This window comes from Amycolatopsis silviterrae (genome assembly GCF_042684085.1).
GTDB classification, from domain to species: domain Bacteria; phylum Actinomycetota; class Actinomycetes; order Mycobacteriales; family Pseudonocardiaceae; genus Amycolatopsis; species Amycolatopsis silviterrae.
Genome location: NZ_JBHUKS010000004.1, coordinates 141,618 through 166,546 on the forward strand (window position 1 = coordinate 141,618; position 24,929 = coordinate 166,546).

A 24,929-nucleotide genomic window follows, 5' to 3' on the forward strand; every position below is an offset into this window, starting at 1 on the left:
CCGGGCTTACCGGCCGTCCGGGTAGCGCCGGGCGGTCTCGGCGGCCTGCGCCAGCCGCCGCAGTCCTTCGAACAACCGGTCCCCCAGCACCGTCCCGACCACCGCGGCCTCGACGATCCGGTCCATCGGCACCGAGGCGTCAATGGTGTCCAGGTCCGCCTCCGCGATCCGGTCGGCGATCTCCGCGTACCGGCCGAGCTGGTCAAGCAACGCCTCGTGCCCCAGCGCGCGAATCGTGCACATGGTGCCGACCAGCGAAGGCGCGACCGGATTGTCCGGCCCGAACTTCCACCCGTGCTTCCTGGCCAGCGCGGACAGCGTCTCCATCGCCCACTCGCGCTCGTCCTCGGGGACATCCGCGGCGAACCCGGTCAACGCCCGCTGCGCGACCCCCAGCACGTGGTACGCCGGTTCGTCGGAGTCGACCGCGGCGACCACTTCCCGCACCGTCGCCACCGACAGCCCGCCGACCTCGACCAGCGCCCGGATCAGCTTCAGCCGCCGCACGTGCCCCTCGTCGTAGCGAGCCTGGTTCGGGCTGGTCCGCTCGCCTGCCGGGAGCAGACCCTCCCGCAGGTAGTACTTGATCGTCGCCACCGGGACCCCGGATTCCGCGCTCAGCTCTGCCATCCGCACCCGTTCGACCCTACTTCCGGGAAAAACCCTGAGGACTTCTCAGTATAGATAGTTTAACTTCCCATAGCGGAGAGCTTGACTATCCATACTGGGAGGAACCCGTGACCACCACTGTCGACCCGCCCGAGACGCTGAATACCGCCCGGATGCGCACCTGGCACCGACCTTCGCTGCGGTTCGCCGCATCGATGGCGGTCGCGGCCGTGCTGACCATCGCGGCGATGCTGATCGACCGCCGCACCCTGCTCGGCGCGCCGGTGTGGGCGAAGCTGTTCAAGTTCGCCGTGTCCGGCGGGCTCTACTTCTTCACCTGGAGCTGGCTCGTCTCGCTGCTGCCCGGCCGGTTGCGCAAGGTCGCGAGCGCGGCCACCACCGTCGCCGTCGTGCTGTTCGCCGCCGAGTACGTGGCGATGACCTTTCAGGCGGTCCGCGGCAGGCCGAGCCACTTCGCGAACACGTCCCCGTTCGACTCGGCGCTGTTCCAGGCCATGGGCCTGATGGTGGCGGGGCTCTGGCTCGCCACGCTCGTGGCCACCGTCCTGCTGATGTTCACCCGGCTCGAAGACCGCGCGGTGCATTGGGCGGTGCGCACCGGCGCGGTGCTGGCGCTGATCGGCGCCGGGCTCGGCGCGCTGATGACCCAGCCCACGCCGCAGGAGCTGGCCAAGATCCAAGCTACCGGACACTCCGATCTCATCGGCGCGCACAGCGTCGGCGTCGAGGACGGCGGCCCCGGCCTCCCGCTGCTCGGCTGGAGCACCACCGGCGGCGACCTGCGCATCCCGCATTTCATCGGCATGCACGCGCTGCAAGCGTTGCCGCTCTTGGCTTTCGGCCTCGCCCTGCTCGCGACGCGGCTGCCCCGGCTGCGCGAGAGCGCGGTGCGCGTGCGGCTGGTGTGGACGGGTTCGCTCGGCTACGCGGGCCTCGTCGGCCTGGTCGTCTGGCAGGCCGAACGCGGCGAGCCGCTCATCTACCCGAGCGGTCCGACGCTGGCCGCGGCCGGTCTGCTGGTCGGTGCCGTCGCGGCGGCCACAGCGGCGTCGGTGCTGGTGCCGGTCCGGAAGAAACTCCGATGAGCGACCTGACCGTCTTCGCCTGGACGTTCCCGGTCGCGGTGCCGTTCTGGGCGCTGATGATCTTCCTGCCCGGCTGGCGCGGCACCCGCCGGATCCTGGCGTCGCCGTGGGTGCCGCTGCTGCCGCTGGCCTGGTACTTCGTGCTGGCGATCCCGCATTTCGGCGAGCTGTGGCACGCGATGCGGCGGCCGGATCTCGGTGTCCTGCAAGGGTTTCTGAGCACGCCGTACGGGGCCGCGCTGGTCTGGGCGCACCTCATCGCGTTCGACCTGTTCATCGCGCGCTGGATGTTCTTCGAGGCGCGCACGCACCGGGTCCCGTGGTGGGTGCTCAGCCCGCTGCTGGTGCTGACGATCTTCCTGTCGCCGTTCGGGCTGGTCGCGTTCCTCGCGGTGCGCAGTGCCCGGATACGCTCGGCGGCATGAGCAACCTGGAGGAGGCGGCCGCGGCCGTCATCGCCGAGCGCACCGGCGTCGAGAAGCACGACATCGCCGTCGTGCTCGGTTCGGGCTGGCGCCCGGCCGCGGACGTGATCGGCACCGCGGACACGGAGATCCCGTTCGGCGAACTGCCGGGCTTCACCCCGCCCGGAGCCGTCGGCCACGGCGGCACGGTGCGGTCGCTGCGGATCGGCGACAAGCGTGCGCTGGTCCTGCTCGGCCGCACGCACTTTTACGAGGGCAAGGGCATCGACCCGGTGGTGCAGAACGTGCGCACGGCCGCGGCGGCGGGCGCGCGGACGGTGCTGCTCACCAACGCGGCGGGCGGGCTGCGCGCGGGGATGAGCGTCGGGCAGCCGGTGCTGATCTCCGACCACCTCAACCTGACCGCGCGCTCCCCGATCGTCGGCGCGAACTTCGTCGACCTCACCGACCTGTACGCCGCGCGGCTGCGCGACCTGGCGCGGGAGATCGACGGTTCGCTGGAGGAGGGCGTGTACGCGGGCCTGCCCGGACCGCACTTCGAAACGCCCGCCGAGATCCGGATGCTGCGCACCCTCGGCGCGGACCTGGTCGGCATGTCGACCGTGCTGGAGGCGATCGCCGCCCGCGCGGCCGGGCTCGAGGTGTTCGGGCTGTCGCTGGTCACGAACCTGGCCGCGGGCATGACCGGCGAACCGCTGAACCACGAGGAAGTCCTGGAGGCGGGGCGGCAGTCGGCTACGCGGATGGGGTCGCTGCTGAAGGAACTCGTCACCCGCGCCTGAGCCCGGCGAGCGCCCCAATGTGGCATTGGGTGCTCCATCCATGCCCCCGCCACCACCCTCAACGGAGGCGCTGCGCGCCGCAGGCTCGCTCAACGCACCCAATGTGGCGTTCGGTGCATCTAACGCACCCAATGCCACATTGGGGCGCAAGCAGCTCAGGCGTACTGCGACAGCTGAGCGACCACTTCCTGCGGCGAAGGCATCCCCGCCACCTCTTCCGCCAGCCCGCGCACGGCGTCCGCCACCGCGCTGTCGGTCAGCAACCGGGCGGAGGCTTCGCGGACCGCGTCCGCCGTCAGTTCGTCGCCGAGCAGCTTCGCGCCCGCGCCGGCTTCGATCACCGCGTCGGCGTTGGTGAACTGGTCCGCGCCCTGCGGCAGCACCAGCTGCGGCACTCCCGCCGCGAACGCGCCCAGGGTGGTGCCGCTTCCGCCGTGGTGCACCACGAGGTCGACGTGCGGCAGCAGTTCCGACTGCGGCACCCACGCCTCCAGCTGCACATTGGCCGGCACCTCGCCGAGCGCGGCGACGTCGACGGCCGGGCCAGTGGCCACCAGCACGTCAAGGTCGAGCGAGGCCAGCCCCTGCAACGCCGCGGTCAGCAGGTGCGCCTGGCTGGCTCCGGTGGTGCCGAGCGTCAAGTACGCCAGCGGGCGGCTGCGGTCGCGGCCTTCGACGCCGGACGGCAGCTCGCCCGGTTCGCTCCAGCCGACCGGGCGCAGCGGCAAGCGCTGTGCCCTGGCGACGAACTCCGGCGCCTGCACCGACGGCGGGCAGATGTCCACGAACGGGCGGCCCCAGAAGACCCCGCTGTCGCCGTCGAGCCCGAGTTCGGCGGCGAACGCGTCGATCTGCTTGCTGATGTGCTCCATCGGACCGCCGGTGGACACCCGGCCGAATCCGTGTCCGATCGCGGGAATCCCCGCGCGGTGGGCGGCGAACATCCCGCCCGGATTGCCCATTTCGTACACCACCAGGTCCGGTTTCCGCTCGGCGATCACCGGTTCGAGATCGGTCATGAACCGGGTGGGCAGCAGCCGCCCGAACCCCTTGCCGATCGCCTGGTTCAGCTCGGCTTCCGGGATCTCGTGGCGGCCGCGGGCGTCTCCGGCGAACAGCTCGCCGAAGACCTCCTGCAGCGTCATTCCGGCGGCGACGCTCTCCAGGCCCGCCTTCTCCAGGGTCGGATGGGAGTCCGGGGCGGTCGCGTAGACCACGTCGTGGCCCGCGTCGCGCGCGGCGGTGGCCAGCGGCAGCAACGGATAAAGGTGACCGTACGACGCGAGGGAAGTGAAAAGAATGCGCACGAAGCCAGCCTATCGTCGGCGATCAACTTCTTTCCGGATCCGCGTAAGCTGGCCAGGGTGTCCGACAGCCTCGATTCCCGCCTCCGCGATTCCGTCTACCGCTGGATCACCGACGACCCGGATCCGGCCGCGCGCGAGGAGTTGACCGCCGCGCTCGCCCGCGCGATCGGCAAGGTGCCCGGCGCGGTCGAGGAGATCGCCGACCGGATGGCCGGACCGCTGGAGTTCGGCACCGCGGGGCTGCGCGGTCCGGTGCGCGCGGGTCCGAACGGGATGAACGTCGCGGTCGTCACGCGGACCACCGCGGGCGTCGCCGCGTGGCTCGCCGCGCACGGGCACGCGGGCGGCGTGGTCGTGGTCGGCCGGGACGCACGGCACGGTTCGGAAGAGTTCGCCACCGCGGCGGCCGAAGTGCTCACCGCCGCCGGGTTCGCGGTGAAGGTGCTGCCACAACCGTTGCCGACGCCGGTGCTGGCGTTCTCGGTGCTGCATTACGGAGCGGTCGCCGGGATCCAGATCACCGCGTCGCACAACCCGCCCGCGGACAACGGATACAAGCTTTACGACGCCACCGGCGGCCAGATCGTGCCGCCGTCCGACGGCGAAATCGAGCGCGCGATCCAGACCGCACCGGCCGCGCGCAGCATTCCGCGCACGCCCGGCGCCGAGGTCGTCGACCCGCGCGAGGCGTACCTCGCGGCGGTCGGCGCGCTGCCGCACGGCACGACGCGCGAGCTGCGGATCGCCGCGACCGCGCTGCACGGCGTCGGCGCGGAAACGTTGCGGGCCGCGCTGTCTCGCGCCGGATTCACCGACGTGCACCTGGTTTCCGCGCAGTCCGAACCGGACGCCGACTTCCCCACCGTCTCGTTCCCGAACCCCGAGGAGCCCGGCGCGACCGACCTCCTGCTGGCGCTGGCGTCCGAAGTGGACGCGGACCTGGCGGTGGCGCTCGACCCGGACGCCGACCGGTGCGCGCTCGGCGTCCGCGGCCCGGACGGCTGGCGGATGCTGCGCGGCGACGAGACCGGCGTCCTGCTCGGGGCGCACGTTCTGTCCACAACGGACAATCCAGACCCGTTGGTGGCCACCACCATCGTGTCCTCGTCGCTGCTCGGCGAAGTGGCGAAGGAAAAAGGCGCGCGCTACGCGGAAACGCTCACCGGGTTCAAGTGGCTGGTCCGCGCCGGCGAGGGGTTGGTGTTCGCGTACGAGGAGGCGCTCGGGCTGTGCGTGAACCCGAGCTTTGTTCGCGACAAGGACGGCATCGCCGCCGCGGTCGCCGGTGCCGACCTGGCCGCCACGCTCAAGGCCGAAGGCCGCACGGCGCTGGACGTCCTCGACGACATCGCGACCCGGCACGGCGTGCACCTGACCGATCAAGTGTCGTTGCGGGTCACCGATCTTTCCGTGCGCGGACGGCTCATGGCCGCACTGCGCGCGAACCCGCCCGCCACGCTCGGCGGGGTGCCGGTGACGCTCGAAGACCTCCTGCCGGACGCCGACGTGCTGCGGCTGAGCGGCGACGGCGTGCGGGTCGTCGTGCGGCCGTCCGGCACCGAACCGAAACTGAAGGCGTACCTGCAAGTGGTGGCTCCGGTGACCGGCGAACTGGCCGATGCCCGGCGCGGCGCGACGGAACGGCTCGACGCGGTCCGCGCGGAGATCACCGCGCTGCTGCGCTGACGGGAGGACCATGTCCACGTTGCTGATCGTGCACCACACGCCGTCGCCGTCGATGCAGGCGATGTTCGAGGCCGCGCTCGCCGGCGCGAAACATCCGGATATCGAAGGCGTCGAGGTCGTCCGCCGTCCCGCGCTCGGTGCGACGGTGGCCGACGTGCTGGCCGCGGACGGTTACCTGCTGGGCACGCCGGCGAACCTCGGCAGCATGAGCGGTGCGCTGAAACACTTCTTCGACACCGTGTACTACCCGTGCCTGGACGCGACGAAAGGCCGCCCGTTCGGGGCTTACGTGCACGGCAACAACGACACGTCCGGAACCGTGCGGCAACTCGACGCGATCACCACCGGGCTCGGCTGGACCCGGGTGGCCGAACCGGTGCTCGTGATGGGCGAGCCGGACAAGGCCGCGCTGGAAGCGGTGACCGAACTCGGCGGAACGCTTGCCGCGACGCTCATGTGAGCAGGCCTTACTCCGGTGAGCGGGGCGGAAACCCTTCCCGGGAAAAGTAAGAGGCCTGTCACCGGAAGCCCTGGGGGTCGACCTCCGGCAACAGGCCAAGTCAAGGGTTCGCAACGAAGGCGATCGACCTCGACTACGCAAGAGTACTACAAAGAACCGATCATGACGACCCTGCGATGACAACCAAGCGTGCCCGGTTCGACTCCCAGGGCGCCGACCAGGCCCGCCGCGCCGGAAGAACGCGGATCCGCAGTTGCACACCGTCCCGGCGAACGGGCCCCCGGTGCCCCGGAGCCGGGAACGCGAACCGGCCTTGAGTGTCCATTGTGGAGCAACATGGACGTCGGCTGATTCCCTCAGCGACCCGCGCCCGGGAGTGCCGAAATCGCACCGGATCCACCAGCCGCCGGATAAACGAGGGGCGGGCACCGGTCCGCCGACCGATGCCCGCCCTGGGAAAAATCAGGCGGGCGAGACCATCGCCCGCACCGTCGCCGGCACGTCGGCCAGCGTGACCCGCTGCTGCTCCCGGGTGGCCAGGCTCCGCACGGTCACCATGCCTTCGGCCCAGTCCTCCTCGCCCACGATGACGACCGCGATCGCGCCCGCCTTGTCCGCGCGGGTGAGCTCCTTGCCCAGTTTGCGCAGTTCCAGCGGGGTCGAGGTGCGCAGCCCCGCCTTCCGCAGCGTCGTCGCGACCTCGCGGGCCGGGTCGGCAAGGTCCTCGGCGACCGGGATGACCGTGACGTCGACCTCGCTGCGCGGCTGCGGCACGAGGCCGTGCGTGTCGAGGAAGTCCATCAGCGTCACGTCGCCCATGCCGAACCCGATGCCGGAGATCTGCTCCTTGGTGAACATCGAGGCGAGGTTGCTGTACCGGCCGCCGCCGAACAGCGCTCGGCGGTTCTGCGGCGAGGTGTCGAAGACCTCGAACACGGTCGACGTGTAGTACGCCAGCCCGCGCACGATCAGCGGCTCGTACCGGACCAGGCTCGCCGCGCTGCTGGCGAGCACCTTGACCAGGTTCGACTCCGCCTTGACCTCGGCGGGCAGCTCGTCGAGCAGCGCCGGACCGGCACTGAGCGTCTCGGTGAGCTTCGCGAACTGCTTGTCCGACAAGCCGATCTCGGCGGCGCTCGCCGCGTGGTCCTCGGCCGAGGTCTTCTCCCACCGGTCGACGAGCGCGAACACCTGCGGCAGGTGGTCCGGCGAGATCCCGGCGACGTCGGTCAGCGCCGACGACAGCAGGTTCCGGTCGTTGACCCGCACCGCGAACATGTCCGGGGTCGCGCCGACCGCGCCCATCAGGTCGTGGATCAGCTCGAACATCTCGATCTCGCAGTTCGCGCTTTCCGAACCGAAGATGTCCGCGTTGATCTGCCAGTGCTCGCGCACGCGGCCGCGCTGCGGGCGCTCGTAGCGGTGGCAGTTCGGGTGGCTGTACCAGCGCACCGGGAACGACAGCGATTTCGCGTGGCCGGCGATCATCCTGGCCACCGACGGCGTCATCTCCGGGCGCAGCGCGAGCCGTTCGCCGCCGCGCGTGGTGAGCGTGTACAGCTGCTGGTCGGCGATCTCCTGGCCGGACTTCCGCTCGTAGACCTCCGCCTGCTCCAGGACCGGGCCGTCGTAGCGGAGGTAGCCGTAGCGCTCCAGCACGTCGTAGAGATGGCCGAACACCTGCGTACGGACGGACATTTCGGCGGGGAGGAAGTCTCGGGTCCCCTTGACAGGCGCGGTCGACAGGTATTCAGGCACGTCATCCAGCTTAACGACCCGGCGCCAGCGATTTCGTCAGGGGAACGCGATGCCGTACGCGGTGAGCAGCATGGCCGCGCCGAGCAGCACCGCGCCACCGGTGGTAACGCCCATGCCGAGCCGGGTGCGCAGCATCGCGAGGAAGAACCCGCCGGACTGCGCGAGCACGCCGAACAGCAGCAGGAAGCAGGCGATCCAGCGCACGGTGTCGCCGAGTCCGCCGTGCTGGACGAGCTGCAGCGCGGCGAGCGTGAGGACGAGCAGCACACCGGCGTGCGCGTGCCCGGCGCGGAACAGCCCGCGCTGCTTCTCAGTGAGATCGCCGCGGCGCAGGACGCCGCTCAGCGCGTAGCCGCCGTACATGACGGTCGGCAGCGATACGAGCGCGATGACGGTGAACAACTGGACTGGGCCGTGCATGGTCGCCTCCTCGGGGTGCGACGGCAACAGTAACACTGTTTTAAAACACTGTCACGAAGCTTCACGCCGTCCCTCTTGCCGGTGCCTGTCCCCCGACGGTCGAGGGAACGGGGAAGCGGGACGACCGCCGATGCACTGCGCTGGGCCGATGACTACGACCTCGATGCGGCGGCCCGGCCGAGCGGCCGGTCTCGCCTTGTCCCTCGTCCTCGGCGGCCTGTGCCTGGCGCCGCTGCCCGCGCAGGCGGCGGTCCCGCAGTCCGCCGCGCATCAGCTGGCCGGGAAGAAGACACCGGTGCACATCAAGGCCGGACCGGTCAAGGCCAAGGTGCACAAGGGAGAGCAGCTCCGGATCCACGGGCACGTGGCGACCGGCCCGGCTGGCCGCGGCGACGACGGCGGGTTCCTGTACCTGCAGCAGCAAACCCAAGCCGGGGTGTGGGTGAACCTGGCTTCCACCCTGTGCTCGCCGGGCGACTTCAACCTCGGCGTCCGGCTGAGCGTGTCCGGGAGCTTGACGCTGCGCGTCTTCCACCCCGAATCCACCCTGTTCACCGCGGCGGTCTCCACCGTGTTCACGGTCGTGGTGTTCTAGCCAGCCCGAGCTGGTCGGTATCGGCGGCGGAAAGCAGGCATGATGTCGGGCGTGAGCCAGCCCGGGGATGTCGCGTTGCCGTATGCCGACCAGCTCCGCCAGCAATCGGCGACCTGCCGCTTGCTAGCCGAGAAGCAGCGCGAGAACACCGCGGTTTTCGAAGGGTTCGCCGAGCGTGGGCTACCCGGCTCCGCCGAGATGGCGGAGCGCTCCGAGCGTTCGGCCCGTTTCCTGGTTCAGCTGGCGTCGGTGATCGCGGAACAGGCGCTGGCGCACGACGAATATCTCGCCGCCGGCGGACCGGAAAACTCACGCGCCTACGTCGAGTACGAGGCAACGACCCGGCGGCTGCGGGCGTTGCTGCCGACCGACACCCTCACCGACTGACGCAAGCTCAAGCCCGTTGGAAGCGCAGCGTGAACGTCGCGCCGGCACCAGGTTTCCCCGCCGCGGCGATCGTCCCGCCGTGCCCGGCAACGACTTCCTGCACCAACGCCAGCCCCAGCCCGAACCGCCGTCCCTCGCCGTGTGCCCCGTGCGCGAACCGCTCGAAAAGCCGTTCCGCCTCGTGCTGCGGAAAGCCCATTCCGGTGTCGCACACGCGCAGTTCGACGTGCCGCGCGTCCGGATTGGCGAGGATCACCTCGATCGACCCGCCCGGCGGCGTGTGCCCGATCGCGTTGTCCAGCAAGGCGGACAACACCCGCCGCAACGCCGTCGGCACGCCCGGCACGACGTCCTCCAGCCCCGGCGAACGACTCAGCTTCAGGTCCACCCGCCGGTCGCTGGCGCGCACCGATTCCGCCGCCACCACCTGTTCCGCCAGCACCGCCAGCTGCACCGGCTCCAGCTGCGGCCGTTCGGCGCAAGCCTGTGCGGACAACAGCAGATCGTCGACCACCGCGCCCAGCTCCCGGGTGCCCGAGACCAGGGTTTCCAGATCGGCCGGTCCCGCGCCGCCGCGCCGGGCCAGCAGCTGGGTGCGGGTGTGCAGCCGGGTCAACGGCGCGCGCAGCTCGTGGGACGCGTCGGCGACGAACGTCCGTTGCCGGCGCAACGCCTCGCCCAGCGGCCGGATCGCCCGTCCGGCCAGCAGATACCCGCTGATCACCGACGCGATCAGCACCACCAGCTCGGCCACCCCGAGCCCCAGCAGCAGGTGCTGCCGGTCGGAGATCAGGTAGTGCTGGTTGAAGTACGCCTGCCAGGTCTGGCCGTCGCGGTTCTCCGTGCGGACGGTGTACGTCGCGCCGTCGAGCACGCGTTCCTCAGTGACCACGTCGCCGGGGTGCGGCACCGGCGACGCGGGCGGGAGGGTGAACGGCAGCCGCCCGGCGGGCGCGTGCCCCTCGGGCGTCACCAGGTAGGTGCACCCGGGCGGGGTCGCGGAAAGCCCGTGGCTCAGCGCGAATTGCAGCTGCCGCTCGGTCTCCGCGGCCTGTCCGCGCAGCAGCACCCAGTACGCGATCCCGCCAGCGATGAGCACGACCATCGTGATCACCACGGCGATCTGGCCCGCGATCGTCCGCCGCGCCCGCCGCAGCGCACGCGATTCGGGGGCGACGACGGTGGTCACACCGCCCCGATCTGGTAGCCAAGGCCGTGCACCGTCTTCACCACGCCTCGTCCCAGCTTCCGCCGCAGGTAGTACACATAGGTGTCCACAATGGACTCGGCGGCGGACTCGGTGAACACCCCCGCGCGCAGCGACGCCCTCGGGTGGATGGCCTTGGGCCGCTGGGCAAGCGTGCGCAACAGCTCGAACTCGCGCCCGGACAGCGTCACCCGTTCGCCGCGCGGCAGCACGACCTCGTGCCGTTGCAGGTCCAGCGCCGCCGCGCCGAGCGGAAGGGATTCGGCGTGCTCCTCGTCGCGGCGGCACAACGCGCGCACCCGGGCGAGCAGCTCGTCAGTCTCGAACGGTTTCACCAGGTAGTCGTCGGCCCCGGTGTCGAGGCCGTGCACCCGGTCGGCCAGCTCGCCGAGCGCGGAAAGCACCAGCACCCGCGCGGGCACCGCCCGGCGGCGCAGCTGGGCCAGCACCGAAAGCCCGTCGACCACCGGGAGCCGCCGGTCGAGGATCACCACCGCGTGCCTGCCAGTGAGCCCGAGGTGCAGGCCGCGCTGGCCGTCGTGGGCCACTTCGGTCTCGTAACCTTCTCCGGTGAGCAACTCGACGAGCATCCCGGCGAGGTCTCGATCGTCCTCGACCAGGAGCACCCGGGAAGCCGCCGGGGTCTCTGCCTCATCGTGCACGGGTCCATACTCGCAGTGATCCGGCCATCCGACCCTCGACTTTCGTAGGCAATCGTTCAGCTTCGTCCAGTCAGGAGAAATTCGGGCATTTCCCCGCCGGCGTACCGGCGGGCGTCGCGCCGGTCCAGCCAGCCGAGCACCGGCGAGGTCATGATCGTGGTGACGAGCGCGACGAGCACCAGGACGGTGAACAAGGCGGGCGAAACGATTCCGGCGGACAGCCCAACGTTCAACGCCACCAATTGCATCAATCCGCGCGCGTTCACCAGTACGCCGATCCGCAGCGCGATCGGCTGCGGTTCGCCGGTCAGCCGTGCCGCACCCCACGAAGCGCCGAGTTTGCCGATCACCGCGACCAGGATGCAGATCACCGCGAACAGCAGCAGCTTCGGGTCGGCGAGCAGCGCGAAGCGCGTGTTGAGGCCGGAATAGGTGAAAAACAGCGGCAGGAACACGACCCGGCCGATCGGCATGATCCGCCCGAGCACCGCGTCGGACGCCTCGCCGCGCGGGAACACGAGCCCGAGCATGAACGCGCCGAACACCGCGTACAGGCCGATGATGTCGGTGAACCACGCGGCCCCGAACAGGAACATGGCGGTGACGAGCATCCGCTGGTCCAGCGACACCCGCGGGTTGTCCATCACCCGCGCGACGACCCGGCGGACCACCAGCCACACCAGCAGCACGAACAGCACCCCGCCGCCGATGGCCGTCGCGATCGGGCCCGCCGAACCGGCGTGCATGCCGAGGACGAGGGCGAGCAGGATCCAGGCGAGGACGTCGTCGAGAGCACCGCAGGCGAGCGCCAGCGAACCGAACCTCGTATTGCCGAGGCCGCGTTCGGTGATGATCCGGGCCATCATCGGGAACGCGGTGATGGCGAGCGCCACCGCGACGAACGCCGCGGACACCACCGGCGACACCCCTGGCTTCAGGATTCCGGCCCAGCTCGCGCCGAGCACGCTCACCCCGACGCCGAGCGCGAGCGGGACGAGCGTGCCCGCGGCCGACACCGCCGCGACGGTTTTCCGGCCTTCCTTCAACGCGCTCAGCCGGAATTCGTAGCCCGCGCCGAACATGTAGATGACGAGCCCGATCTGGCCGCCGAGGTACAGCAGCGTCCGCACCGAGTCCGGGAACAGCCATTCCTGCACGCCCGGCAGCACCAGGCCGAGCAGCGACGGGCCCAGCAGCACGCCGGTCACCATCTCGCCGACCACCGGCGGTTGCCCGAGCCGCACGGCGAGCGCGTTCACCGCCCGGCAGGCCACCAGGATCACCACTGCCGCCAGGAAAAACGCGGGCGCGGCTTCTACGGCACTCATCGAGTTCCTCCTTGGAAGTGCTTGGTACACAACCGAAGCCGTCGCGCGTCGAGAACCATGTAGGTGCCGAACACCAGCTGCGCGAGGCTGCGCCACACGTCTTCCCAGCGATCGCGCACCGCCAGATAGGCCAGCGCGGTACGCGGATTTCGCCGCGATCCGCGCGGGGTGGCGAAAACCGGCCCGCGGTTGGGGATCGACCGGGTGTGCGCGGCGCTCGTGGCGAGCGTGAACCGGCGCAGGAACTCCCTGGTGACCACCCGCATCGTCACCGGGGCCAGGCCGCGCGCCGGGCACGGCCGGTTTTGCGCGACCCCGAACGGCAGGAAATTCCGCTGCTGGTGTGCGGGGCAGCCAGTCCAGCGTTCCGGATCGAATTCCTCCGGACGGTCCAGTCCGGCGTGGTGGAAGTCCGGGTAGCTGAACAGCAGCACGGTGCCGGCGTCGATGGTCCGGTCGGCCAGTTCGATGTCGCCAGTGGTGATGCGGTGCGCGATGCCGAACAACGGGTACGTGCGCAGGCATTCGTCCAGCACCCGGTCGAAGTACTCGTCGTCGTCCGGGTTTTCCGCGAGCCTGCGCTGCACCTGCGGATGTTCGGCGAGCACCATCAGCAGGTGCGCCATCGCCTCGGACATCTGCACGACCGCGGTGTTGAAGAAGGTCCCCTGCAGGTAGAACGCCTGCTCCTCGCGGGTGAGGCGGGACGGCAGCGGATGCGGCACGTCGTCGAGGCGGCGGCGCAGGTACGCGGTGAGCCGGGCCCGGCGGCGCATGTTGCGCGGGCGGACGCACTTCAACGCGGACACGACGTCGTCGGCGTGCCCGACGATCAGATCGCGCGCTTCCGGCGGGCACGGTTCCCCGAACACCAGCTCGTAGTACAGCTCGGCCCAGATCGGCATCATCTCGTCGCGCAGCCGGAGCAGCCGTCCCGGACCGGTTTCGATCCGGTCGAGCACGCGCGCGGCGACCCGTTCGGTCAGCGCCTGCGATTCGGCCTTGGACTTGACCAGGATGCTCCGGGTGGTTTTGGCGACCTCGTCGTAGCGCGGGCCCGGTTCCAGATGTTCCTGGTGCACCTGCGGTCCGGGCGCGAGCCAGTACCAGAACAGGTCGGACAGCGCGGCGCCCTCGCTGCGCCCGTCGGCCGCCGGATCGGCGTACACCCGGCGGAAGTCCTCGACCGGCACCGGATAGCCCTCGTCCCCGTTGACCAGCGCGAAGATCCGGTTCCGCACCGCGACCACCCGGCCGGGCAGCCACCTCGGCAGGGTCGCCACCAGCCCGGCCGCGCCGGCGAGCGCGAGCCGCTTCATCGGACCAGGTCCGCGGTCAGCTCGCCGGGATTCCGTGCCCCGCAGAGCGCGAGCGCGGTGTCCGTTTCCTCGCGCAGCCGCTCCAGCACCTCGGCGACCCCTTCCTGACCCGCCGCGGCGAGCCCCCACAGCACCGGCCTGCCGACCCCGACCGCGTCCGCGCCGAGCGCGAGTGCCTTGACGACGTCCGCGCCGCTGCGCACGCCGCCGTCGAGGATCAGCGGCACCCGGCCATCCACAATGGACGCTATTTCCGGCAGTGCGGCCAGGCTCGAAATCTCGCCGTCGAGCTGGCGGCCGCCGTGATTGGACACGAAAATCCCGTCGATTCCGGCCGCCACCGCGCGCCGGGCGTCCTCCGGATGCACCACGCCCTTGAGGAACATCGGCATGTTCGTGACCTCGCGCAGCCAGTCCAGGTCTTCCCAGGTCAGGTCGGCGGGCATTTCGATATCGCGTACGCGGCCGGTCTCGTCGCGCATGTTCTCGGCGGCCAGCCCCGGCGGGAGATCGTGGAAAGCGTTGCGGTATTCGCGTTCCCGTCGTCCGCGCACCGCGGAATCGACCGTTACCACCAACGCGCGTGCTCCCGCGTTCTCCGCCCGGTTGAGCACCGCCTCGGTGAATTTCCGGTCTGATTGGAAATACAGCTGGAACCACAGCACGTCGGCGACCTTGGCGACATCCTCGACCGCCGTCGTCGACGCCATGCTGCACACGAAAACGGTGCCCGCTTCAGCTGTGGCTCGCGCGGTCGCGAGTTCTCCGTCCGGATGCGCGAGCCGGTGGAAAGCCGTCGGGCACACCAGAATCGGCATCGACAACGGCGATCCGGCAATTTCCACCGCCAGCTCGTGTTTGCCGACCGCGCGCAGCACTCGCGGCACGAGCACCCGGTCGTGGAATTCTCTTTCGTTGGCGCGCAAGGTGGCTTCCTCGCCCGCGCCGCCGGCGTAATAGTCGTAGTGTGCTGGATCGAGCCGTTCCCGCGCGATGGCTTCCAGCTCCGCGATCGTGCGCATGTCAGAGCTGCTTGGCGAAGAAGGCGGTCAGCGCGTCCACGTGCACCGGGCGGTTCCACTCGTTTTCGAGGTTCTCGGTGACGTGATGGGTCGCGACCAATTCGCCGCGCCGGTAATGCCGGACGATCGGGTGCAGGTAATGCCCCTCGCCGGAATCGTTCGCGACGTCCTGGCTCGCACGGGTGACGGTGAAGTCGAACGGATCGACTTTGTCGTGGTCCGGCCCGTAGTCGAGGGTGATCACGAAGGCGTCGTCGCTCTGTCCCAGCGGCGTGTCCTTGAACCGGTCGACCGGGACTTCCTCGTAGTACCGGGCCTGGTCGCCATCGACCACCAGGACGTCGGACATGAAGCCGAACTGCTGGTACAGCGCGGAAGTACGGTTGATCCGGCTGATGACCGCATCGACCAGATCAGCGGTTTTGTTGACCACGACCGTGCTCGGCCATTTAGTGTCGTGGTAACGCTCGTCGAGGATCTTGGAAAGCGCGCGCACGCCGTAGCGGTAGCCGTGAATGAACGCGCTGGTGGCCTTCTTGAAATCGCGGGCCTGCGTGATCGTCCCGGCGAAGTAAAGCCCCGGTACGTTCACCGATTCCCACGACGACGTCTGTGCCGGGAACCGGTCGTTGATCGTCAGCTCCGGACGGCAGGTCTCGTCGAACATCGAGGCGTCGAACCGGAATCCGGTCGCCGCGATGACCCGGTCGTAGCGGATTTCCTTAACCAGCTCGTCAGCGCGGGCGAAGGCGAATTTGACGTGGTAACCGTCCGCGTCCTTGGTGATCTCACGGACATCGCCGTCGAGGATCGCGTGCTGCAGTTTCAGTTGATACATGTCGAGCACGCCAGCGTTGAACGCGCGGAGGTGTCCGACGAAGTGCGTGCGCCACGCGAGTTTCACCGGCCGCGGACCGGCGACATGCAGCACCGCGGCGAACGCGTTGATGCTGTCGGCAGTCTCGAACGCGGAGTTTCCCTTGCCCAGCACGAGAACGCGCTGGTTGATGAATTGCTCCGGTTCGGTGTCGTAATCGGCGTACTGGTCGACCAACTCCATCCCCGGCACGTCCGGGACATACGGTTTGGTCACCCCGGTCGCCATGATCAGCCGGCGCGCGCGGAACGTTTCCCCGTCCGCAGCGGTGACCGTGAAGACGTCGTCCGCCCGCGAAATTCGCGTAACCTCGGTGTCGTACCGGATTTTGATTTCGTGCTTCGCCGCGTAATCGGCGGTGTAGCTCAGGAACGCTTCCGCCGGCGGGAACATCTCGGCGCTGTAGTCGGTGAAGACGAGCGGATCGGGGCCGTCGTCGAGCAGCGAGTTCCAGTCGACCCGGAGGTTCAGCTCGGGGTCGGTCCAGCCGGTGTACTTCTTGTTGACCGAGATGAGCGTGCGGTGCCGGGGAAAGCGCGTGAAGAACGCCGCCGGCACGGACCCCCGCTCCAGCACCAGGTAGCTGCGCCCGGCCCCGCCCAGCTGCCGTCCGAGCTGCAATCCCGCCGGCCCGGCTCCGACCACCAGGTAGTCCAGCACGTCCGCCATGACACCGACCTCCCGCGTCGCCTTGAACTGACGGCGATCAGAGTGGTCGGAAGATCTCAGAAATCCCTCAGAACCTACCCGGTCCCTGGGACGCCGGCGCCTGGGACGCGGTTCAGAGGTCCGTGAAGGACTCCTTGAGGGAACCAGATTCCCTCAAGGAGTCCTTCACGGACGACTACAGGAGCCGAGTCGCGCGGCTACTTGCCCGTGACGCGGGCGAGCGCCTCCGGGTACCGCTCGCCCGCGACCGCACCGGCCGGAGCGACGTTCTCGATCGCCGCGATGTCCTCTTCGGACAGTGCCAGCTCGGCCGCGACGACGTTCTCTTCCAGGTACTTCCGCCGTTTCGTGCCCGGGATCGGCACGACGTCGGCCCCCTGGGACTGCACCCAGGCGAGCGCCAACTGCCCAGCGGTGACGCCCTTGTCCGCGGCCAGCGCGCGCAGCGCCTCGACGATCGCCAGATTGCGGTCGAAGTTGTCCTCGGCGAACCGAGGCAGGCCGCGGCGCATGTCGTCCTCGGGCAGTTCCCGCAGCGAGGTGACCGCGCCGGTCAGGAACCCGCGTCCGAGCGGCGAGAACGGCACGATCCCGACGCCGAGCTCCCGGCAGGTGCCGAGGATCTCGTCCTCGATCCCGCGCGTCCACAGCGACCATTCGCTCTGCAGCGCGGTGACCGGATGCACCGCGTGCGCCCGGCGGATGGTCTCCGCGCCTGCCTCGGAAATCCCGGCATAGCGGATCTTCCCGGCCTGCACCAGGTCGGCGAGCGCGCCCCAGGTCTCCTCGATCGGAACGCTCGGGTCGACGCGATGCTGGTAGTAGAGGTCGATGTGGTCGACCCCGAGCCGCTGCAGCGATTCGTCGCAGCACTGCTTCACGTACGCGGCGTCCCCGCGCGCGGTCATGCCCTCGTCGGTGTGCACGATGCCGAACTTCGTCGCGAGAACCACCTGGTCACGACGGTCGGCGATCGCCTTGCCGACGAGCTTCTCGTTCTCCCCCGCGCCGTACACGTTGGCCGTGTCGAGCAGGGTCACCCCCAGTTCCAGCGCCCGGTGCACGGTGGCGACAGCCTCGCCGTCGTCGTCGCGCACGCCGTAGGCCGCGCTCATCCCCATGCAGCCGAGGCCCTGTGCCCCGACTTCCAGCGCGCCGAGCTTCCTCGTACCGATCACGCGGAAATTCCCTCCATCTCGGGCGCGACGCCGAAGGCCTTGCGCTCGATCTGCTCGTAGTTGGCGATCTTGTAGTCCAAAATGTCGAGGCACCCCTGCAGTTCGGCGATCCGGTCGGCGACCGACTGCCGCTGCTCCACGAGGATCGCCTTGCGCCGTCCCGCGCTGGCCACCCCGTGGCGGCGCAGCGAGGCGTACTCGCGCATGCTCTTGATCGGCATCCCGGTGAGCCGCAGCTTCGTGAGGAAGCCGAGCCAGCCCAGGTCCTCGTCGGAGTAGGCGCGCCGCCCCGCCGAATCCCGGGCGGGCGGTTCGAGCAGCTTGATCCGCTCGTAGTACCGGAGGGTGTCGATCGACAGGCCGCTACGTCGTGCGGCTTCCGCTATCGAGTAGCTCATGCGCTCGACAGTACGACCTGGAGTGCACTCCAGGTCAAATCTGAAACCGGTGGTCACGCTCGCGTTTTATAACGTTGTTGCGTTACGCTGGGTACATGCCTCGCCCCCGTACCCACGACGAAACCCTCCGGCTGAAGCTCCTGGACCGGGCAGGCGAACTGATCTCCGCCGACGGCCCCAAGGCGCTGTCGCTGCGCAAGCTGGCCGCCGACTCCGGCACGTCGACCACCGCGGTGTACTCGCTGTTCGGCAGCAAACCGGACCTGGTGAACGCGCTGTATGTCGAAGGCTTCCGCCGCTTCGGAGCCCGCCTCGCGACGGTCCCCCTCACTGGCGACGCTGTAACCGACCTCGTGCGCCTGGGCATCGCCTACCGCGAAAGCGCCCTAGCCGACCCGCACCTGTACGCGATCATGTTCAGCCGCTCGGTGCCGGGTTTCGAACCCAACGCCGAAGCCGACGAGGTCGCCCAGTCCACCCTGGCCCCGCTGACCGGAGTGGTCCGCAACGCAGTGGCGTCCGGACAATTCCAGGACGTCGCCCCCGAACTGATCACCGTCAGCCTGTGGGGTTTCGTGCACGGCCTGGTGTCCCTGGAACTGTCCGGCCGCCTGCCGGACGGCTTCAGCGTTTCCGACGCGTACGAAAAAGCCTTGCACGCCAACGCTTCCGGCTGGCTCACCTAGCCCCGTACTGCCGGTCCCCCGCGTCCCCGAGCCCCGGCACGATGAACCCGGAATCATTGAGCCGCTCGTCAATACTCGACGTGACCACCCGGACCGGCAGCCCAGTCTGCTCCAAATGCGCAAGCCCCTCCGGCGCGGCAAGCGCACAAATGGCCGTCACGTCGGTCGCCCCACGATCGGTCAGCAGCCGAATCGTGTACTCCATCGAGCCCCCAGTCGCGAGCATCGGATCAAGCACCAGCACCGGCCGATCCGCAAGCGACTCGGGCAGCGACTCGAGATACGGAGTCGGCTTGAGCGTCTCCTCGTCGCGCGCGAGCCCGACAAACCCCATCTGCGCATCCGGAATCAGCTTGTGCGCCTGGTCCGCCATACCCAGCCCAGCCCGCAAAACCGGCACCAGCAACGGCGGGCTGGCAAGCCGATAAGCATCAGTACGCGCAACCGGAGTATGAATGCGCTCAGTCCGCACCGGCGCGTCCCGCGTGGCTTCGTAAACCAGCATGACAGTCAACTCATGCAGCGCGGCCCGAAACGCAGCACTATCCGTCCGAGCGTCCCGCATAGTAGAGAGACGAGCCTTAGCCAGCGGGTGATCGACGACGTGCACATCCATGCCGCACAACTTAGCCGCCCAGTTCCCGCCCCGCCGCCGGTTCCCCAAGCCACGTGGGCCCCGTTACTTCCGTGAGGGGAACCCTCACAGCCCCAGATTCCCCCAGGGTTCCCCTCACGACCACTGCCACCGTCACCGGAGTCCGTGAGGGGCCCCTTCACGTACTCAGATTCCCTCAAGGAGTCCTTCACAGACCTTCGCCGCCCGCCGCCACTGTTGCGCCCCAATGTGGCATTGGGTGCATGCGACGCACCCAATGCCACGTTGGGGCGCAAGCCCCACCCCCACCAAACCGCCGCCGACGCACCCAACCCACCAGCGCACCCACACCACCCCCGCACCCCGATACGAAGCCCAAATGCGGTCTGAGGGTGCTTGTCAAGGCATCTTTCCCGCCTTGACAAGCACCCTCAGACCGTCATCACAATCAGGCTTCGGGGTGCCCCCACAACCCTCGGGCGCAATGTCGCCGCCAGGCGACGAGCAGACCCCCTACCGCCCCCGCGCAAACCACCCAACCCACCACCGCTGCCAAGGCGTCTCCACCGCCCGAGCGTGATGGTTCTCCCGAACCCAAGCCACAGCTTCCCCCGGACCCATCCCGCCCAACGTCACGAGGCAAGCCAGCACAGTCCCAGTCCGCCCCACCCCGCCAAGACAAGCCACCTCCACCGCCTCCCCCGCAAGCGCCCGCTCACGCACCCCCACAATCTCCCGCCGAGCGCCCTCCCAATCCCGCGGCAACGAGAAATCCGGCCACCGCACCCACCGCCGTTCCCACCGCAACGACGCGTCGTACTTGGCCCGCATCCGCCGAGACCCCAAATACAGCCCGAACCCCGGCTCCGGCCCCTCCGGCATCGGCCGCCGCAGCCCGCGCCCCCGCACCTCGACCCCATCGGGAAGCACGAGCGTCCCCGTCAACGCAACATCCATCACGCCATGATCCCCCTATCCACCGTTAGATGGACCCGAGGCCGACCCGACAGGACTAGGCTGCCCCAGGTGAGTGAAGACCCAGCCACCCCGGGCCCTGACCAGATGCGCGTGTCGGACGCCGACCGGGAGCAGGTCGCGCAGGTCCTGCACCAGGCGCTGTCCGAGGGCCGCATCACGATTCACGAACTCGAAGAGCGGCTGTCCAGCGTCTACGCCGCGAAAACGTTCGCCGATCTGAAGCCGGTGACCGCCGACCTTCCCGGCAGTGCCGCGGTCGCCACCACCGCGTCGGCCGCGTTGCAGGCCGCTCCTACCCGCGCGCTCGGGCTGCCGGACAACCGCGTCGGCGGGCATCCCGGCTCCGCCGTGTCGATCGGCGTGATGTCCGGGGCCGTGCGCAAGGGCAGCTGGGTCCTGCCGCAGCAGCACACGACGTTCGCGTTCTGGGGCGGGGCCGAGATCGACCTGCGCCGGGCCCGGTTCGCGGAGAAATCGTGCACGATCACCGCCATCGCGATCATGGGCGGGATCGAGATCACCGTGCCCGACGACATCAACGTGAACGTCACCGGCATCGGCTTCATGGGCGCGTTCCAGCTGGAGGACAAGTCCGGCGCGCCGCCCGCGCCGCCGACCGCCCCGACGGTGACGATCAACGGCCTCGGGTTCTGGGGCGGCGTAGTCGTGTATCGCAAGCCGGCCAAGGACCTGAACGCGCCGCAGATCGAATCCTGAACCCGGCTGCACACGGCACCGACAAAAACCGCCGCCCCACCGGCGTCGCTGTGGACAACTGCGAGCCGGTGACCAGCTGTCCACAGATTCCGGTGAGCGCCCCGGCGCCTGCTGTCGCGCACTTACACTCAGCGGTATGACAGCTACCACCAGCCCGGCAGCGGTGCCGGAAACCCTGTCGCCGCTGACGGACGTCACTCGCGACGAAGCGAGCTTGCGGCGGTTCCTGCACGGGCTGCCCGGGGTCGACCAGGTCGGCGTCGAGCAGCGCGCGGCGGGGCTCGCGACCCGGAGCATCAAAAAGGAAGCCAAGCGGTGGGCGATCGACACCGCGGTGTCGATGGTCGACCTGACCACGCTCGAGGGAGCCGACACTCGCGGCAAGGTCCGCGGACTCGCCGCGAAGGCGATGCGGCCGGATCCCGAGCGGCAGGACTGCCCGCGCGTCGCGGCCGTGTGCGTGTACCCGGACCTGGTGGAGACGGCCGTCGAAGCGCTCGCGGGCAGCGGGGTGCGGGTGGCGAGCGTCGCCACCGGATTCCCGGCGGGCCGCACGAGCCGCGAGGTGAAACTGGCTGACACGCGGCTCGCGGTCGAGGCGGGCGCGGACGAGGTCGACATGGTGATCGACCGCGGCGCCTTCCTCGAAGGCCGGTACCTGGAGGTGTTCGACGAGATCCGCGCGATCAAGGCCGCCTGCGGTTCGGCGCACCTGAAGGTGATCCTCGAAACGGGCGAGCTGGCGACGTACGACAACGTGCGCCGCGCGTCCTGGCTCGCGCTGCTGGCCGGCGGGGACTTCATCAAGACGTCCACCGGCAAGGTGTCGCCCGCCGCGACGCTGCCGGTCACGCACGTGATGCTGCAGGCCGTGCACGACTGGCACGAGCGCACCGGCGAACTGCGCGGGGTCAAGCCCGCGGGCGGGATCCGGACGACGAAGGACGCGATCAAGTACCTCGTCGCCGTGCACGAGGTCGCGGGCGAGCAGTGGCTCACGCCGGAGCTGTTCCGGTTCGGTGCGTCGAGCCTGCTCAACGACCTGCTGCTGCAGCGGCGCACCCAGGTGGACGGCCACTACAGCGGCCCTGATTACGTGACGGTGGACTGACATGGGCATCTTCGAATACGCGCCCGCGCCGGAATCGCGCGCACTGGCCAATCTGAAAGAGCACTACAAGCCGTTCATCAACGGCGAGTTCGTCGACGGTTCCGGCGAGCCGCTCAAGACGATCAACCCGGCCACCGAGGAGATCCTCGCCGAGGTCGGCACCGCGTCGGCGTCCGATGTGGACACCGCGGTGAAAGCCGCGCGCAAGGCGTACACGTCGGTCTGGTCGAAAATGCCCGGCAGCGAGCGGGCGAAGTACCTGTTCCGCATCGCGCGGCTGATCCAGGAACGCTCGCGCGAACTGGCGGTGCTGGAAACGCTGGACAACGGGAAGCCGATCAAGGAGTCGCGCGATTCCGACGTGCCCACCGCGGCCGCGCATTTCTTCTACCACGCGGGCTGGGCGGACAAGCTCGGTTACGCGGGCTACGGCCCGGACCCGAAGCCGCTCGGCGTCGCGGGCCAGGTGATCCCGTGGAACTTCCCGCTGCTGATGCTGGCGTGGAAGATCGCGCCGGCACTGGCCACCGGCAACACCGTGGTGCTCAAGCCGGCCGAGACCACGCCGCTCACCGCGCTGGTGTTCGCCGAGATCTGCCAGCAGGCGGAGCTGCCGCCGGGCGTGGTGAACATCCTGCCGGGCGCTGGCGACATCGGAGCGTCCATTGTGGAGCATCCGGACATCGACAAGATCGCGTTCACCGGCTCCACCGAGGTCGGCAAGCTGATCCAGCGCACCGTCGCGGGCACCCGCAAGAAGCTGACCCTGGAACTGGGCGGCAAGGCGGCGAACGTGGTGTTCGACGACGCGCCGCTCGACCAGGCGGTGGAGGGGATCGTCAACGGGATCTTCTTCAACCAGGGCCACGTCTGCTGCGCGGGCTCGCGGCTGCTGGTGCAGGAATCGGTGGCCGAGGAGGTGCTGGAGAAGCTCCGCTACCGGGTGTCGACGCTGCGGATGGGCGATCCGCTGGACAAGAACACCGACCTCGGCGCGATCAACTCGGCCGAGCAGCTGGCGAAAATCCGCGGCCTGGTCGAATCCGGCGACGCCGAAGGCGCGCAACGCTGGACCAGCCCCTGCCCGGTGCCGGACCGCGGCTTTTTCTTCGCGCCGACGGTGTTCTCCGAAGTGCACCAGTCCATGCGAATCGCCCGTGAGGAGATCTTCGGCCCGGTGCTGTCGGTCCTCACCTTCCGCACGCCGGAAGAGGCCGTGGCGAAGGCGAACAACACGCCGTACGGGCTGTCCGCGGGCATCTGGACTGAGAAGGGTTCGCGCATTCTGTGGATGGCGAACCAGCTCCGGGCAGGCGTTGTCTGGGCCAATACGTTCAACCGCTTCGACCCCGCCGCCCCGTTCGGCGGCTATCAGGAGTCCGGTTTCGGCCGCGAGGGCGGGCGCACCGGTTTGGAGGCCTACCTCAATGTCTGACCGGATTTCCGTCGCCAAAACCTACAAGCTCTATATCGGCGGCAAATTCCCCCGCTCGGAATCCGGCCGGGTCTACCCGGTCACCGATTCCCAGGGCGCCTTCCTGGCCAACGCGGCCCACGCCTCCCGCAAAGACCTCCGCGACGCGGTGTCCGCCGCCCGCAAGGCCTTCCCCGGTTGGTCGTCGGCAACTGCTTACAACCGCGGCCAGGTGCTCTACCGCGTCGCCGAGGTCATGGAAGGCCGCCGCGCCCAGTTCGCCGCCGAGGTGGCCGCCTGCGAAGGCGTCCCCGCGAAGAAGGCCGAGTCCCTTGTGGACGCCGCCATCGACCGCTGGGTGTGGTACGCGGGCTGGACCGACAAGATCGCCTCGGTCCTCGGCGCCGCCAACCCGGTAGCCGGCCCGTACTTCTCCTTCACCACGCCCGAGCCGACCGGGGTCGTCGGAGTCCTCGCGCCGCAAGAGTCGTCCTTGCTCGGGCTTGTGACCGTCCTGGCCCCCGTCCTTGCCACCGGCTCCACAGCGGTCCTGGTCTCCAGCGCGAACCGCCCCCTGCCCGCCATCACCCTGTCCGAGGTACTGGCCACCTCCGACGTCCCCGGCGGCACCGCCAACATCCTGACCGGCCACGCCGCGGAACTCGGCCCCTGGCTGGCGTCCCACGGAGACGTCAACGCACTCGACCCGACCGGGGCCACCCCCGCCGACCGCGTCACCCTGGCCCAGGAAGCCGCCGGAACGGTGAAGCGAGTCCTGTCCGTCCCGGACGCGGAACCGGACTGGACCGCCGAACCAGACCTGTCCCGCCTGCGGCGGTACCTGGAAGCGAAAACCGTCTGGCACCCGATGGGCGTGTAACTCACAGGTGCACCAACACCCGCTGATCGGGCTAAACCCGATCAGCGGGTTTTGTTTCCGCACGGTAGACACAATGCCCGACGGCTTAGGTTACGCCATTAAAACGAGGCTAATAACCTAAAGGGACTACCATGCATTACACCGTGCTCAGCAAGCCCGTACCCCCATTTGCCACTCAGAGTTTCCCGCAGCTCACACCTGGGAAAACAATCAAATTCGCGCAATTTCTCCAGCAGCTCGGAGATTTCCGACAAATACAGCCTGACCCCACGACTAACCGTACTCCGTCAGCTACGGTGAATATCGCCGAGGGGTGTCGAACCACCCGTTGCGCGAAATGTCCACCGTGTCTC

Annotated in this window: 26 protein-coding genes; 12 read left to right on the forward strand and 14 right to left on the reverse strand. The window is 69.2% G+C overall.

Features of this window, described 5'->3' with window-relative positions; all coding sequences use genetic code 11:
* Positions 1–6: 6 nt before the first annotated feature.
* Complete coding sequence (locus ACFSVL_RS04310) at positions 7–630, reverse strand: MerR family transcriptional regulator (RefSeq protein WP_378301959.1); 624 nt, start codon at positions 628–630, stop codon at positions 7–9.
* 194 nt (positions 631–824) lie between these two features.
* On the opposite strand from ACFSVL_RS04310, the gene ACFSVL_RS04315 reads away from it, so the two are divergent.
* The 3 genes from ACFSVL_RS04315 to ACFSVL_RS04325 are packed head-to-tail and all read left to right on the forward strand — an operon-like array spanning position 825 to position 2,922.
* Positions 825–1,715: a hypothetical protein gene (locus tag ACFSVL_RS04315; RefSeq protein WP_449224365.1), complete on the forward strand. Its 891-nt coding sequence runs from the start codon at positions 825–827 to the stop codon at positions 1,713–1,715.
* Complete coding sequence (locus ACFSVL_RS04320) at positions 1,712–2,140, forward strand: ABA4-like family protein (RefSeq protein WP_378300679.1); 429 nt, start codon at positions 1,712–1,714, stop codon at positions 2,138–2,140. The genes ACFSVL_RS04315 and ACFSVL_RS04320 overlap by 4 nt, the downstream gene beginning before the upstream one ends.
* Complete coding sequence (locus tag ACFSVL_RS04325; RefSeq protein WP_378300681.1) at positions 2,137–2,922, forward strand: purine-nucleoside phosphorylase; 786 nt, start codon at positions 2,137–2,139, stop codon at positions 2,920–2,922. Before ACFSVL_RS04320 ends, ACFSVL_RS04325 begins: the two co-directional genes overlap by 4 nt.
* 155 nt (positions 2,923–3,077) lie before the next feature.
* Here the strand turns inward: ACFSVL_RS04325 and ACFSVL_RS04330 are convergent, their stop codons facing one another.
* Entirely contained in the window at positions 3,078–4,229 is a 1,152-nt protein-coding gene (locus ACFSVL_RS04330) for a glycosyltransferase (protein WP_378300683.1), read from the reverse strand.
* A 57-nt stretch (positions 4,230–4,286) separates the two neighbouring features.
* On the opposite strand from ACFSVL_RS04330, the gene ACFSVL_RS04335 reads away from it, so the two are divergent.
* Positions 4,287–5,915 carry a phospho-sugar mutase gene (locus ACFSVL_RS04335; protein ID WP_378300684.1) on the forward strand — a complete coding sequence of 543 codons (1,629 nt, stop codon included), beginning with the start codon at positions 4,287–4,289 and terminating at the stop codon, positions 5,913–5,915.
* A gap of 10 nt (positions 5,916–5,925) precedes the next feature.
* Entirely contained in the window at positions 5,926–6,375 is a 450-nt protein-coding gene (locus ACFSVL_RS04340) for a flavodoxin family protein (protein WP_378300686.1), read from the forward strand.
* A 462-nt stretch (positions 6,376–6,837) separates the two neighbouring features.
* Here ACFSVL_RS04340 and hisS read toward each other — a convergent pair whose 3' ends face one another.
* Positions 6,838–8,133: a histidine--tRNA ligase gene (hisS, locus tag ACFSVL_RS04345; RefSeq protein ID WP_378300688.1), complete on the reverse strand. Its 1,296-nt coding sequence runs from the start codon at positions 8,131–8,133 to the stop codon at positions 6,838–6,840.
* Positions 8,134–8,169: 36 nt separating this feature from the next.
* The gene (locus ACFSVL_RS04350; RefSeq protein ID WP_378300690.1) at positions 8,170–8,553 is read right to left on the reverse strand and encodes a hypothetical protein; all 384 of its coding nucleotides are present in this window, start codon (positions 8,551–8,553) and stop codon (positions 8,170–8,172) included.
* Positions 8,554–8,701: 148 nt separating this feature from the next.
* Between ACFSVL_RS04350 and ACFSVL_RS04355 the strand changes: the two genes are divergently transcribed.
* Both ACFSVL_RS04355 and ACFSVL_RS04360 read left to right on the forward strand, forming a co-directional pair.
* On the forward strand, positions 8,702–9,148 hold the full coding sequence (locus ACFSVL_RS04355; RefSeq protein WP_378300692.1) for a hypothetical protein: 447 nt from the start codon (positions 8,702–8,704) through the stop codon (positions 9,146–9,148).
* 42 nt (positions 9,149–9,190) lie between these two features.
* Complete coding sequence (locus ACFSVL_RS04360) at positions 9,191–9,535, forward strand: hypothetical protein (protein ID WP_378300694.1); 345 nt, start codon at positions 9,191–9,193, stop codon at positions 9,533–9,535.
* Between the two features lie 7 nt (positions 9,536–9,542).
* Here the strand turns inward: ACFSVL_RS04360 and ACFSVL_RS04365 are convergent, their stop codons facing one another.
* From ACFSVL_RS04365 to ACFSVL_RS04400, 8 genes are all read right to left on the reverse strand, one after another.
* Complete coding sequence (locus ACFSVL_RS04365) at positions 9,543–10,724, reverse strand: sensor histidine kinase (protein WP_378300696.1); 1,182 nt, start codon at positions 10,722–10,724, stop codon at positions 9,543–9,545.
* Positions 10,721–11,368, reverse strand: a complete 648-nt coding sequence (locus ACFSVL_RS04370; RefSeq protein WP_378301961.1) for a response regulator transcription factor — start codon at positions 11,366–11,368, stop codon at positions 10,721–10,723. The genes ACFSVL_RS04365 and ACFSVL_RS04370 overlap by 4 nt, the downstream gene beginning before the upstream one ends.
* Positions 11,369–11,460: 92 nt before the next feature.
* Positions 11,461–12,732: a cation:proton antiporter gene (locus ACFSVL_RS04375; RefSeq protein ID WP_378300698.1), complete on the reverse strand. Its 1,272-nt coding sequence runs from the start codon at positions 12,730–12,732 to the stop codon at positions 11,461–11,463.
* Complete coding sequence (locus ACFSVL_RS04380; protein WP_378300700.1) at positions 12,729–14,051, reverse strand: cytochrome P450; 1,323 nt, start codon at positions 14,049–14,051, stop codon at positions 12,729–12,731. The genes ACFSVL_RS04375 and ACFSVL_RS04380 overlap by 4 nt, the downstream gene beginning before the upstream one ends.
* Complete coding sequence (locus ACFSVL_RS04385; protein ID WP_378300702.1) at positions 14,048–15,073, reverse strand: alpha-hydroxy acid oxidase; 1,026 nt, start codon at positions 15,071–15,073, stop codon at positions 14,048–14,050. The genes ACFSVL_RS04380 and ACFSVL_RS04385 overlap by 4 nt, the downstream gene beginning before the upstream one ends.
* A 1-nt stretch (position 15,074) precedes the next feature.
* Positions 15,075–16,619, reverse strand: a complete 1,545-nt coding sequence (locus ACFSVL_RS04390) for an NAD(P)-binding domain-containing protein (RefSeq protein WP_378300703.1) — start codon at positions 16,617–16,619, stop codon at positions 15,075–15,077.
* A gap of 197 nt (positions 16,620–16,816) precedes the next feature.
* The gene (locus ACFSVL_RS04395; protein ID WP_378300705.1) at positions 16,817–17,797 is read right to left on the reverse strand and encodes an aldo/keto reductase; all 981 of its coding nucleotides are present in this window, start codon (positions 17,795–17,797) and stop codon (positions 16,817–16,819) included.
* Positions 17,794–18,195, reverse strand: coding sequence for a MerR family transcriptional regulator (locus ACFSVL_RS04400; RefSeq protein WP_378300707.1), 402 nt, complete (start codon positions 18,193–18,195; stop codon positions 17,794–17,796). The genes ACFSVL_RS04395 and ACFSVL_RS04400 overlap by 4 nt, the downstream gene beginning before the upstream one ends.
* Before the next feature lie 95 nt (positions 18,196–18,290).
* On the opposite strand from ACFSVL_RS04400, the gene ACFSVL_RS04405 reads away from it, so the two are divergent.
* Positions 18,291–18,881 carry a TetR/AcrR family transcriptional regulator gene (locus ACFSVL_RS04405; RefSeq protein WP_378300709.1) on the forward strand — a complete coding sequence of 197 codons (591 nt, stop codon included), beginning with the start codon at positions 18,291–18,293 and terminating at the stop codon, positions 18,879–18,881.
* On the opposite strand, the gene upp is transcribed toward ACFSVL_RS04405, so the two are convergent.
* Positions 18,874–19,497 carry a uracil phosphoribosyltransferase gene (upp, locus tag ACFSVL_RS04410; RefSeq protein WP_116205731.1) on the reverse strand — a complete coding sequence of 208 codons (624 nt, stop codon included), beginning with the start codon at positions 19,495–19,497 and terminating at the stop codon, positions 18,874–18,876. The genes ACFSVL_RS04405 and upp overlap by 8 nt on opposite strands.
* 492 nt (positions 19,498–19,989) lie before the next feature.
* Positions 19,990–20,433 carry a protein-tyrosine phosphatase family protein gene (locus tag ACFSVL_RS04415; RefSeq protein ID WP_378300712.1) on the reverse strand — a complete coding sequence of 148 codons (444 nt, stop codon included), beginning with the start codon at positions 20,431–20,433 and terminating at the stop codon, positions 19,990–19,992.
* 105 nt (positions 20,434–20,538) lie between these two features.
* Between ACFSVL_RS04415 and ACFSVL_RS04420 the strand changes: the two genes are divergently transcribed.
* The 4 genes from ACFSVL_RS04420 (at position 20,539) to ACFSVL_RS04435 (ending at position 24,576) form a co-directional block, all read left to right on the forward strand.
* Entirely contained in the window at positions 20,539–21,171 is a 633-nt protein-coding gene (locus ACFSVL_RS04420; RefSeq protein WP_378301963.1) for a DUF1707 SHOCT-like domain-containing protein, read from the forward strand.
* Positions 21,172–21,307: 136 nt separating this feature from the next.
* The gene (gene deoC, locus ACFSVL_RS04425) at positions 21,308–22,282 is read left to right on the forward strand and encodes a deoxyribose-phosphate aldolase (protein ID WP_378300714.1); all 975 of its coding nucleotides are present in this window, start codon (positions 21,308–21,310) and stop codon (positions 22,280–22,282) included.
* Position 22,283: 1 nt separating this feature from the next.
* Positions 22,284–23,717, forward strand: coding sequence for an aldehyde dehydrogenase family protein (locus ACFSVL_RS04430; RefSeq protein ID WP_378300716.1), 1,434 nt, complete (start codon positions 22,284–22,286; stop codon positions 23,715–23,717).
* Positions 23,710–24,576: an aldehyde dehydrogenase family protein gene (locus ACFSVL_RS04435; RefSeq protein WP_378300718.1), complete on the forward strand. Its 867-nt coding sequence runs from the start codon at positions 23,710–23,712 to the stop codon at positions 24,574–24,576. Before ACFSVL_RS04430 ends, ACFSVL_RS04435 begins: the two co-directional genes overlap by 8 nt.
* Positions 24,577–24,929 lie beyond the last annotated feature (353 nt).